This is a genomic window from Methylobacterium sp. W2, from assembly GCF_020662345.1.
GTDB lineage: Bacteria > Pseudomonadota > Alphaproteobacteria > Rhizobiales > Beijerinckiaceae > Methylobacterium.
Map to the genome: position 1 here is coordinate 24538 of NZ_VMOA01000020.1, position 12147 is coordinate 36684.

8 protein-coding genes are annotated in these 12147 nt (G+C 66.8%); 1 reads left to right on the top strand and 7 read right to left on the bottom strand.

The features are described 5' to 3' along the window. Nucleotides 1-41: 41 nt before the first annotated feature. The 6 genes from FPV16_RS12945 to leuS form a co-directional block, all read right to left on the bottom strand. A complete protein-coding gene (locus tag FPV16_RS12945) occupies nucleotides 42-884 on the bottom strand; it encodes a ParA family protein (RefSeq protein ID WP_227438675.1) in 843 nt (280 codons plus the stop codon). Continuing rightward, nucleotides 881-1522, bottom strand: coding sequence for a 16S rRNA (guanine(527)-N(7))-methyltransferase RsmG (gene rsmG, locus FPV16_RS12950; protein WP_227438677.1), 642 nt, complete (start codon nucleotides 1520-1522; stop codon nucleotides 881-883). The genes FPV16_RS12945 and rsmG overlap by 4 nt, the downstream gene beginning before the upstream one ends. Then, a complete protein-coding gene (mnmG, locus tag FPV16_RS12955) occupies nucleotides 1512-3401 on the bottom strand; it encodes a tRNA uridine-5-carboxymethylaminomethyl(34) synthesis enzyme MnmG (protein ID WP_227438679.1) in 1890 nt (629 codons plus the stop codon). Before mnmG ends, rsmG begins: the two co-directional genes overlap by 11 nt. Before the next feature lie 155 nt (nucleotides 3402-3556). Further along, on the bottom strand, nucleotides 3557-4588 hold the full coding sequence (gene holA / locus FPV16_RS12960) for a DNA polymerase III subunit delta (RefSeq protein WP_227438782.1): 1032 nt from the start codon (nucleotides 4586-4588) through the stop codon (nucleotides 3557-3559). Next, nucleotides 4585-5136 carry an LPS assembly lipoprotein LptE gene (gene lptE / locus FPV16_RS12965; protein ID WP_036265983.1) on the bottom strand — a complete coding sequence of 184 codons (552 nt, stop codon included), beginning with the start codon at nucleotides 5134-5136 and terminating at the stop codon, nucleotides 4585-4587. The genes holA and lptE overlap by 4 nt, the downstream gene beginning before the upstream one ends. 126 nt (nucleotides 5137-5262) lie before the next feature. Next, on the bottom strand, nucleotides 5263-7854 hold the full coding sequence (leuS, locus tag FPV16_RS12970; RefSeq protein WP_227438681.1) for a leucine--tRNA ligase: 2592 nt from the start codon (nucleotides 7852-7854) through the stop codon (nucleotides 5263-5265). Nucleotides 7855-8050: 196 nt separating this feature from the next. Here leuS and FPV16_RS12975 point away from each other — a divergent pair, with 196 nt between their 5' ends. Then, nucleotides 8051-8770: a YggS family pyridoxal phosphate-dependent enzyme gene (locus FPV16_RS12975; RefSeq protein WP_227438683.1), complete on the top strand. Its 720-nt coding sequence runs from the start codon at nucleotides 8051-8053 to the stop codon at nucleotides 8768-8770. A 52-nt stretch (nucleotides 8771-8822) separates the two neighbouring features. On the opposite strand, the gene FPV16_RS12980 is transcribed toward FPV16_RS12975, so the two are convergent. Further along, a complete protein-coding gene (locus FPV16_RS12980) occupies nucleotides 8823-11714 on the bottom strand; it encodes a phosphoenolpyruvate carboxylase (RefSeq protein WP_227438685.1) in 2892 nt (963 codons plus the stop codon). Nucleotides 11715-12147: the final 433 nt, after the last annotated feature.

Consider the following 12147-nt stretch of genomic DNA (forward strand, 5'->3'; position numbering starts at 1 on the left):
AACTCCTATACGCTACGGATTCACGAGACAGAACGAGAGATCTACGCCGCCACCGGGAGCCGGCCCTCGCGCTGGATCACTTCCGAAGCCAGACGCAAATAGGCCTGCGAGCCGGCGCATTTCAGGTCGTAGAGCAACACCGGCTTGCCATGCGACGGGGCCTCCGACACACGAACGTTGCGGGGAATCGTCGTCTCGTAGACCTTGTCCCCCAGAAAGCTGCGGACGTCGGCGGCGACCTGATTCGAGAGGTTGTTGCGCGGGTCCACCATGGTGAGCACCACCCCCTGGATCGTCAGCCGCGGGTTCAGCGCCGTACGCACCTGCTCGACTGTGCGCAGAAGCTGGCTCAAACCTTCGAGGGCGAAGAACTCGCATTGCATCGGCACGAGCACGGCGTCGGCGGCAGCAAGCGCGTTGATCGTCAGCAGGTTCAAGGAGGGCGGACAATCGATCAGGACGTAGGTCACGCCCTCCGTTGCACCCGCCTTGCCGATATCGCGCATGGCGTTGCGCAGGCGATGGGCACGGTCCGATGAACTGGCCATCTCCAATTCGAGACCGAGAAGATCCATGGTGGAGGGCGCCAGCAGTAGCCGGGGCACGGCGGTAGGGACCACGGCCTGGGCCAGAGACGCATCCCCGGCGAGCACGTGATAAGTCGAAACCTTGCGCGAGCGACGATCGATACCAAGCCCCGTGGAGGCGTTCCCCTGCGGATCGAGGTCGATCACCAGAACGCGCTCGCCAATGGCAGCGAGGGCGGTGCCGAGGTTGATGGCCGTCGTCGTCTTGCCGACGCCGCCCTTCTGATTGGCCAAAGCGAGGATTCGGAGCGGCCGCTCGGGCGTGACCCTTGAGGCGGAGGAGGGTTCGATGGTCATGAATCCACGCGGGAGAGGGTCTTAACGCGGACGATCCGCGCTTCCGACTCAGTACGGCTCGTCACCAGATCGTAAACGAATCTCCACCGTTGCGCTGCAGCGGTCAATTCCGCTTGTGCATCACGGCCCTTCGGAAACAGGGCGGTGGTACCGGTTGTCAACAGCGGTTCCGTCCAATCGAGCAACTGGTTGAGGGGAGCCACGGCTCGCGCACAGACGACATCGACCCCGACATGGTCGGCGATCGCATCTTCGATGCGATGATTGCACACCCGCGCCGGAGCTTTCGTCAGACGTGCGGCCTCCGTGAGAAAGGCGCATTTGCGCGCATTGCTCTCGATCAGATCGACCTGAAAACCCGGCCGTTCGCGACCTGCGATGGCAAGGATGAGGCCCGGAATGCCCGCACCCGAACCGAGATCGAGCCATGTGATGGCGTTCGGCGCGAGATCGAGAAGCTGCAGCGCATCGGCAATATGGCGGGTCCAGACCTCCGCGAGGGTAGCCGGTCCCACGAGATTCTTGACGCTCTGCCACCGGCGCAGCTGTTCGACATAGATGTCCAACGCGTTGGCTGTTTCACGTGAAACATTTGCCTGGGCGAGGACACGAGCCCGGTCGTCCTCTTTAGCGGCCATGGGCTGTCGCAAGGCCGGAGCGGTCGGTGCGGCGCGCATGCGCCGCGAGGAGGGTAAGCGCGGCGGGTGTCACGCCCTCGATGCGCGCCGCCTGACCGAGCGTACCCGGCCGAACCGCTTCGAGCTTGGCCTGCATCTCGTTCGACAGGCCCGGAATCGCGGCATAGTCGAGCTTGATCGGCAGGGCCACAGCCTCGTCCCGCCGGAAGGCCGCGATATCCGCGCTCTGCCGGTCGAGATAAACCGCATAGGTCGCATCCGTTTGCAGGCGGTCCGCCACACGGGGGGATACGCTCTGAAGTTCCGGCCAGACCTCGGTGAGTCGATCCCAGCCGATTTCCGGATAAGACAGCAACTGGTAGGCGCTGCGACGAATGCCGTCCTGATTGAGGGAAATGCCGTGCCGCGCCGCTGCCATCGGTGTCAGGCTGAGGCCATCAAGTCTTGCACGCGCCGCTTCGAGCTCTCCCTGGGAGCGGGCGAAATGCTCGGCCCTCACCGAACCGACACAGCCGAGGGCGGCACCACGCGGGGTCAGGCGCTCGTCGGCATTGTCCACGCGAAGAGACAACCGATATTCCGAGCGCGACGTGAACATGCGGTAGGGCTCACTGACCCCATGGGTTACGAGATCGTCGATCATCACACCGAGATACGATTCCGCCCGGTCGAAACAGGCGAGGGGGGATCCGCCTGCCAGGCGGGCGGCATTGATCCCGGCCACCAGCCCCTGCCCCGCCGCTTCTTCGTAGCCGGTGGTGCCGTTGATCTGTCCCGCGAGGAAAAGGCCGGGCAGGCGTTTGGCTTGAAGGCTGGTATCGAGCTCGCGCGGATCGACGTAATCGTACTCGATGGCATAGCCCGGACGTACGATCGCCGCATGCTCGAGACCCGGAATGAGGGCGATCAGATCGCGCTGCACGCTCTCCGGCAGAGCGGTGGAAATCCCGTTGGGATAGACCGTCGGGTCGTCGAGCCCCTCCGGCTCGAGGAAGATCTGATGTCCCTCACGGTCACCGAAGCGCACCACCTTGTCCTCGATGGAGGGACAATAGCGCGGGCCACGGCTGCTGATCCCGCCCGAGTACATCGGCGAGCGGTGGAGATTGGCGCGAATGAGATCGTGCACCGCACGGGTGGTGCGGGTGATCCCGCATTGGATCTGGGGGGTGGTGATCCGGTCCGTGAGCGTCGAGAACGGTACGGGATCGTCATCCGCCGATTGCATGTCGAGACCGGACCAGTCGATGGTGCGGCCATCGAGGCGGGCAGGGGTGCCGGTCTTGAGCCGTCCCAGGGCAAAGCCCAGCCGGTCCAGGGTCTGAGCGAGACCAACGGAAGGCCCCTCGCCGACACGACCGGCGGGAATCTGCACCTCGCCCATATGGATGAGCCCGCGCAGGAACGTACCAGTGGTCAGCACGAGGGCGGGGCAAGCCATGGTCCGGCCGTCGGCCAGAACAACGCCTGCCACCCTTGCGGCGGTAACGAGGATATCCGCGACCTCGCCCTCCACCACCACCAGATTGGCGGTGTCGGCCACCGCCTCCTGCATCGCTCGCGCATAGAGCTTGCGGTCGGCCTGCGTGCGTGGGCCGCGCACGGCGGGGCCCTTGCGGCGGTTGAGCAGGCGAAACTGAATTCCGGCCGCATCGGCGGCCCGGCCCATCAGCCCGTCGAGGGCATCGACCTCACGGACGAGATGCCCCTTGCCGAGACCGCCGATAGCCGGGTTGCACGACATCGCGCCGATCGTGGCGGCCGAGTGGGTGACGAGGGCGGCGCGGGCACCGGAGCGGGCGGCGGCGGCGGCCGCTTCCACGCCGGCATGACCGCCGCCGACCACGACCACGTCGAAAGAGGGACTCATCTGAGACATAGGGTGATTAGGCGCGACGGGAGCGAGTCGTCAACGAGAAGCGCGACGACCATCCGTGTTCCGTTGAACTGCTCCCTTGGACGCTCCTCCCGACACACGCGCCGGTTCGCGGCCATCGAGAGGAGGGTGGGGAGGTGTGCGCGGATGAGCGAGTCTCAGCCGCGTCGCCGGGCAGCCTCCGTAGCGATGCGCAGGAGCGTCGCCGAAGCATGAGCGTGGGCAAGGTCGGGTGGGGAGCGGCGGCAGGCGAGAACGGCCTCTTGCAGCAGCTGAACCGCGTGGCGGAGGGCAGCGGGAGACCAGCGCCCTAGCTGTGCCTCGACGATGGCCTTGCGGCGAAAGTGCAGGCCGCGCCAGTTCCCCACCATCATGCTCGGGCTCTGCCCCTCCCCCGCGATCCGCGTGGACAGGAGTGTCAGGGCATGGCGGAGCGCCGAGCCGAGCATGACGGAAGGGTCCATTCCCTCGTGGCGGAAGCGACGATAATCTCGCTCGACCTCTTCACCACGACCGACGAAGGCGGCGTCGATCAGCGTATTGAGGACGCTGCCGGCGACATCGCTGATCACCGCCTCCACGTCGTCGAGGGTGATCTCGGTCTGGCCCCTGGCATAGAGCGCTAGCTTCTCGATCTCGGACAGGCTCGCTCGCCGGTCTCCGCCCAGACTCATCACCAGGATGTCGCGCGCCTCACGGGTGATGCGCTGGCCATTCTCCTGGAGGGTGCGGTCGATGAGTTCGGCCAGGGCTCGCTCGTCATCGGCGTAGCAGGGGAGCGCCAGCGCCCGAGTCGACTTTTCGCAGAGCGTCCGCAAGGGCGCGCTCTTGGCGAGGTCTCCCGCCTCGACCACGATGCGAGCCCCGGCGATTTCTGCCTTCAAGGCCGCGTCCACGGCAGGGGCATAATTACGGCTTCCAGGCCGTACCCAGATGCTGCGCTGGCCACCGAACAGACCGACAGTGCCGGCCTCGTCCACGAGCCGGCCGGCATCCGAAGCGAGGACATCGCCGTCGATCTTGACCAGGGCAAAGGGATCGGACGGATCGGTGACGAAACTCTCGGCCAGACGCTTTGCACGCTCGAACACGAGGCCGGTATCCGGCCCGTAGACGAGGATGACCGCGATCTGCGACGCCGGTCCGCGCCGCAGCAGAGCCTCGATATCGCCAGCCTTGACGGCGGTCAGGGCTTGGTCACCAGAACGGAGGCGATCCGCGTCTTGATCTGGTCGGCCAGGGTCTTGGCCAGACGGATCTCGGCATCGCGGGCCGCACGCAGGGAAGCGAAGCGCTGGATCGAGCGATCGTAGGTCGTTGTCGCCACCGCTACACCCTCGGTGATGATCTTCGCCCCGTCCAGAGATTCGAGGGAGAACCGGATGGTCCCCACCAATGTACCGGCCTCGGCGCGTCCTGTCTGGGACGACACGATGGGGGTCTTCACCGATTCGCTGCCCTGCATCTTCAGGCGGTAGCGCTTGGGTGAAGGCTGGCCCGAACCGTCGAGATCGAAGATGAGTTCGCTGCGCAGATAATGGCCGAGCCGCTCCTGACCGGCGGCCGTGGAAACGTCGTCCACCTGTACCGAGGCAAGGAGGGCGGCCATGGGCTCGCCCGACGCGGTCGGTCCGTAGAGAGGGCGAAAGCAGGCCGACAGGTTGACGGCCATGAGGGAGACCAACGCGACCTTCGCCGCGCGGGACCGTACCGCCTGTCTCAGCCCATGCATCATCATCGCAGCAATGCTCTCCGTCCGGTCCCGCTCTTTACGGCGATCCCGCCCCTTGCGTCACCTGTATAAGCGGCAAGCTTTACGATTCCTCTGCGGCGGTACGATGGTGACGCTCGCATGGGGCGTCTCTCACAGCACGAGGTTCACGATCCGCCCCGGCACCACGATGACCTTGCGCGGGACACGGCCTTCGAGCGCCTTCTGCACGGCCTCATCGGCCAGGACGAGGGCTTCCACCGTGGCGGTATCGGCCGTGCGAGGCACCGTGACATCCGCACGCTTCTTCCCGTTGAGCTGTACGGGGAGGGTGATCTCGTCCTCCACCAGCAGGGCACGATCGACCACCGGCCAAGCGGCTTGAGCGACCAGCCCCTGCCGGCCGAGGGCCGACCAGCATTCTTCGGCCAGATGCGGCATCATCGGCGCGACGAGCTGCGTAAGGATGCCCGCCGCTTCCGTCGCCGCATCCCGCGAGACGGTGGCCGTGCGGATTGCCTCGTCGAGAGCGTTCGACAACGTGTAGATATGGGCGACGCAGCGGTTGAAGCGAAGACGTTCCACATCCTCCTCCACGGCGGCGAGAGCCTTGTGGGCGGCCTTGCGAAGCGCAGCGTCCGACGCTCCGCCCTCAGTGGGCACGCCCACCGCGAGGGAGACCAGGCGCCAGACCCGCTGAACGAAGCGGGCCGCGCCCTGGACGCCATCTTCCGTCCAGATCACGTCACGCTCGGGCGGCGAATCGGACAGCATGAACCAGCGAGCGGTATCGGCGCCGTAGCTCGCGATGATGTCGTCCGGGTCCACCACGTTCTTCTTGGACTTCGACATCTTCTCGATGGAGCCGATAGCGATCGGCGCATCTGTTTTCACGTGAAACGCCTGTCGCTCGCCGCCTTCGGCGCTGATGCGGATATCGGAGGGCTGAACCCAGGCTCCGGCCGCGTCCTTGTAGGTCTCGTGGACGACCATGCCTTGCGTGAACAGGCCGGCGAACGGCTCCGAGACCCCGGACCAACCCGTCGCCTGCATCGCCCTCGTGAAGAAGCGAGCATAGAGCAGGTGCAGGATCGCGTGCTCGATACCGCCGATATACTGGTCCACCGCCAACCAATGATCCACCGCCGCCCGGTCGGTCGGCGCGTCCTTGAGCCAGGGCGCGGTGAAGCGCGCGTAGTACCAGGACGAGTCGACGAAGGTGTCCATCGTGTCGGTCTCGCGCCGGGCCGCAGCGCCGCAGCGCGGGCAGGGTACGTTGCGCCAGGCATGGTCCCGCTCCAGCGGATTGCCGGGGGTATCGAAGGAGACCTCGTCGGGCAGTTTCACCGGCAGGTCGGCGACCGGAACGGAGACGGGCCCGCACGCATCGCAATGGATGATGGGGATCGGGCAACCCCAATAGCGCTGGCGCGAGACGCCCCAGTCGCGCAGGCGGAACTGGACCTTGCGCGCCGCCACCGGCTCTCCGTTCAGGATCTCCCCCTCCAGTCGATTGGCCACGGCATGGAAGGCCTCGTCCGTCGTCATGTCGTCGAGGAAGCCCGAATTGATCATCCGACCATCGCCGTCATAGGCGGTGTCGGTGACAACGAAGCTCGCAGCGTCCTGCCCTTCCGGGCAAACGACGGGCGTATTGCCGAGGCCGTATTTGTTCGAGAAGTCGAGGTCGCGCTGGTCATGGGCCGGGCAGCCGAACACGGCGCCGGTGCCGTAATCCATCAGCACGAAATTCGCCACGTAGACCGGCAGCAGCCAGGACGGGTCGAGGGGATGGCGCACCCGCAAGCCCGTGTCGAAGCCGAGCTTTTCCGCCGTATCGATCGCGGCCTGCGCCGTGCCGGTGCGGCGGCATTCCTCGATGAAGCTCTGGAGTTCGGGACGCGTGGCGGCCACGGACGCCGCGACCGGGTGGTCGGCGGCGATGGCCAGGAACTTCGCGCCGAACAGGGTGTCGGGCCGGGTCGTGTAGACCTTGATCTCGCCGTCACGCGTATCGAAAGCGAAGCGGACCTCCAGCCCCTCCGAGCGGCCGATCCAGTTCTTCTGCATGACCCGGACCTTCTCCGGCCACCGCTCCAGGCCGTCGAGGGCGTCGTAGAGATCCTGCGCGAAATCGGTGATCTTGAAGAACCACTGGGTCAGCTCGCGCTGCTCCACCAGCGCGCCCGAACGCCAGCCGCGCCCGTCGATGACCTGCTCGTTGGCGAGCACGGTATGGTCCACCGGGTCCCAGTTCACTTTGGCCGTGCGGCGGGTGACGAGGCCCTTGTCGAGGAAGTCAAGGAACATCCTCTGCTGGTGCTTATAGTAGTCGGGATCGCAGGTGGCGATCTCCCGGCTCCAGTCGAGGGACAGGCCCATGCTCTGCAACTGGCCGCGCATGGTGGCGATGTTGGCGTAGGTCCATTCACGCGGGTTGACCTTGCGCTCCATGGCGGCGTTCTCCGCCGGCAGGCCGAAGGCGTCCCAGCCCATCGGATGGAGCACGGCGAAGCCCTTGGCGCGCTTGTAGCGGGCCACCACGTCGCCCATGGCGTAGTTGCGCACATGCCCCATATGGATGCGCCCCGACGGGTAGGGGAACATCTCCAGCACGTAGTATTTCGGGCGCGGGTCGTCATTCTTCGTGGCGTAGATGCCTTGCGCGGCCCAGGCCTCCTGCCAGCGCGGCTCGGCATCCTTGGCGTTGTAGCGCTCCGGAACGGGCATGGGGGAGGAGGTCATGATGGGAACTCTGAGATACGGGCCAGGATGGCCTGGCAAGGCGCCTTACGCGGCGTCGGAGCGGTTGGATGCCGGACTAACACGGCCTGTTTGCCGGTCAACAGAGCCATCGCCGGTGGAGCCCGGCGCTTGCGGCCCGCGTTGCCAATGATAGGTCAGGCACGGACTGCCCTTCCTCCTACGCCGACGAGACATCATGCCCGACTCCACCCCGCCGAGATACGCCCATCCGGACGCCGCCGCCGTCGTCGCCGGGCTGAAGGCCGTGCGCGATAAGATCGTCCAGGCGGCTCAGGATTCCGAGCGGGACCCGGCCGCGATCTCGCTGGTGGCGGTCTCGAAGCTCATCGATGCGGACGGCATCGTCCCGGCTCTCGAGGCGGGGCATCGGATCTTCGGCGAGAATTACGTTCAAGAATCGAAGGCGAAGTGGCCGGCGTTGCGCGAGCGCTTTCCCGATGTCGAGCTTCACCTCGTTGGGCCGCTCCAGTCGAACAAGGCCCGCGAGGCGGTGGAATTGTTCGACGTGATCCATGCCCTCGACCGGCTGTCCCTGGCGGCGGCCCTGGCCAAGGAGATCGAGCGCACGGGCCGAACACCGAAACTGCTGATCCAGGTCAATACTGGCGACGAGCCGCAGAAGGCCGGGGTCTCGCCCTCGCAGGTGGATGTCCTCCTCAGCGAGTGTCGTGAGACCCACGGGCTCGCGATCAACGGACTCATGTGCATCCCACCGGCCGAAGACCCGCCCTCGGCGCATTTCGCCCTCCTGGCCCGCATCGCCGAGCGCCACAACCTGCCCATCCTCTCCATGGGCATGAGCGCCGATTACCCGGCGGCGATCCAAATGGGCGCCACCCATATTCGCGTCGGCACCGCCATCTTCGGCGAGCGCCCCCGCGCCGCAGGGGCCTGAACAGCTCCGCCTGTCCCAGGGCCGCGCAGCGGAACCCGGGATCCACGGTGCACTACCCGAATGCACCCACCTCGTGCTGGATCATGCCCGACAGCTCGCGGACGCGGGCGAAGGATTGGCGGATCGGGCCGAAGATCGTCGTGTGCTCCGATTCGTAGGTGCCGACATCGCGCGGGCCGGCGGGCTCCCCGAAATTGAGGCCGAGGGTCGGGTCCGGCGTGATCGGGAAGATCTCGTCGAGCATGGCGAGGCAGCCGTCGATGTCAAGGCGCAGGAAGCGTTCGATCAGTTGCTCGCGGGTGATGCCCGATTGCGGACGGAAGCCCGGAATGTGAACGGCCAGGAACCAGATCCGGTGGATCAGGGCGAGGCGGAGGGCGTGGAGCAGGGTCAGCCGCACCGACATCTTGCCGAGATCGGGAGCGGCGGATTGCAGGCTCAACCAGTCGCCGGTGAGGCGGCCGAACAGACGGCGCAGGTCGGGCGCGAGGCGCAGACGGTCGAGGGCGGTGGCGATGACGAGGAGTTCGTCGCGCCGGTCGTCACGTTGCGTGCGCCGTGCCCGCTCCAACCACATGGCTGGGTCGAGCGTGTCGATATAGGCGCGCAGCACGTCAAGGTCGCCCACCGCCGAGGCGTGCTGGGCGAGGCGGAACGCGCGCGAGAACCGGACCGAATCGCGGCGCATGTCGCGGAACAGATCCGGTGCGCGGCTCGCCGCCCGGCCGAGGCCATGCAGGGAATTCGCGAGATAGCCGAGCTGGTGCAGGATCGCGTTGTTGGGAATCGCCCGCATCTGGCGGGGATGGGTGATCATGCTGGGCCCGCCATTGTCGGTCTGGCGCGCCACGGGGCGCGAGCCGGTGCGGTCGAGGAGGCTTGGGCCGAACGTCCCCAGCAGCGCTGCATAGCCGGGGTCGTCCACCAAGGCTTCCATGTCCTGGCGCGCGACGGTGAAGAACTCGGCGGCGAAATCGGCCTCGCCGTAGATCGGGTCGTCGGTCTCGTCGGCACCCGGCGCGTCGGACAAGACGTAGTCGGCAAAGGAATCGTCGTCGGCAATGTCGAAGGCGAAGAGGTGTTCGGCGATCCGCTCCACGGTGGCGCGGGCGAGGGCCTGTGTCCCGAACATCAGGTAGCCGTCCGAGCCCTGGAAGCTCGATTCCAGACGTACCTTGATCCCCGCCTTGCGGTTCTTGTGTCGCGAATCCTCCGGCGCGAGATAAGCGAGGCGGTCCCGTAGGGAGGTCGGATGGGCGCCGCGGCCGATCGATTCGCCATGGGTATCGAAGATCGCGAGCTCGATGCCGGACAAGCCGTTCTGCGCCATCAGGTCGGTGATGCGCAGGCGCAGGCGCTCGATCCAGAAACTCGCGGCGAGCTGGCCGACATAGCGGCCCGAATCGGAATAGCCGAACTGCACCGTCAGGCGACCGATGCGCTTGAGATAGGCACGCCAATGTGGGTTGCGCAGGGCGTCGTCGAGGACGCGGATGCCTTGTTCCAGGGCGCTCGCGGTCTCGAACAGCGGCGTGATCTCGACCTTGTCGCTAATCCCGTAATGCCGGGCCAGCCAGAGGGCGGCCAGCAGCGTGTAGCCGGTCTCCGTCTCGGCGATGAGGAAGCGCACCGGATGGGTGCCGTCCACGTGCTTCAGGATCTGCGCGATGGTCATCATCAGACGCGCGGCCGAGGCGCGTTCGGCGGCGAGCGCCCCGAAATCCACGGCGACCGGATGCACGTCGTTAAGGAGGGCGTGGATGGTGGAAAGGTGCGAGCGCCGCTGCGCCGCGTCCGTCGGCTCCCCTTCGAGGTCGATGACCCGGCGAACGGCATTGTGGATCTGGCTGGCGTTGAGCCGGAAATGCGGCAAGGCGTTCGAGAGGCCGTGGGTGGCGATGCCTGAGCGCAGAAGGGCGATGGTGCGCTTGTCGTCATCGCTCTCGACGCCGCCCAGGGCTCCGGCGAGGCCCGCCAGGATCGGCCCGGAATCGGTCTGGGCGCGCTCCCGCTCGATGATGAGCGCCAGGGCGAAGCGGTGCACCGCCTCCAGGGAAGGTTTGGTCCCGAGGCGCGGGGCAACGGCGAGCTGCCGGTTCACGGCCGCCAGGGCGCCCTGTGTCAGGTCGCGCACCACGTTGGTGGCCGGCACGTCAGGCAGGTGGCGCATCACCCGGTCGAGCTGCATGCGCTTCGATTCCAGGCGGTAGCGCAGGGTGTCCCACCAGCCGATATCGGTGCGCCCGTCCGTGTCGCAGCCGACCCAGGAGGCGAGGGCGAAGGGCTTGAGCACCAGCTCCGTCCAGCGGTCGGGCCAACGGGCGCGGGCCGCGTCGAGAAGGGCGGCGTTGAAGCTGTCCAAAGCCGCACGGCCGTGATTGGCCGCGAGGCAGGCCTGCTCGAACTCGTCGTCCAGGCTGATCTTCGCATCCGGACGGGTCGAGAGGGCGGCGGCCTTCTCCATCAGGGGCAGGCGCGCGGCCTCGCTATCCTGGGACGCGGCCTCGGCGATGAGGGCCGCCACGGCCTTCGGCATGCCGAAGGTCGGGTGGGCAGTGAACACGACGGCAAAACCCGTGCGGCCGACGAGATCGCGGAAGGTCTCAAAATCACCCGCCCCTTTGGGGATCGCGGCCACGAGGCGCGCCGGCATCGCGTTGTCCAGAGATACCTGGGCGTCCCGGTCCAGCCCGACATAGCCACGCAGGCGCTCCGCCCGAGCGACCAGCGCCTGTCTCCGCAGCCGGGTGAACAGGCCATCGAGGTCGTCCTCTCCGATCTCGTCGCGGTCGAAGCGGCGGGTGATCGCCAGCGTCACCGCCAGGACGGGGTTGCGGAACGGGTCCTCGCTCGACCGCTCGCGGGATTCCTCGATCAGGGCGATGAGATCCTGTTCTAGCTCGCCGGGATCGGGCGTCGCTTTGGCGGGGCTGCGGTCAAGCATGCGCATCGATCGACCTTGTCTGGGCGGAGGAGAAGAGTGGGGCGGCCCCGGAATCGGACCGTCTTAGAACGAGTCGGGTCTCGGTCCGGCGACAATGGGCGCATGACGATCCGTCATCCACCGCCGGATGGCCTTGCCGGGGAGAGTCACGACCGTGCAAGGGCAATCCGTCCGCATGGTTTCGGCTCCGCATGTCGTCTGCGCAAGGTGTTGGGCTCAGGGGTTGGGCGAGACGCAAGGACCGTTCCGGTGGTGGCGCTTCAGGTACCGATGCCCGGTCCTTGTGCGAAAGCGCTCCCGCGATGCGCGACAGGTGGATGCAACCCCGCCCCGGCTGGGGTAACCCTCGGGGCCATGCAGATTCGTTCGCTCCCGCCTCGTCCTCCCGGCACCCTTGCTCCCGCGCTCCGGCCCCGGGGGGTGCGGAGCGGGC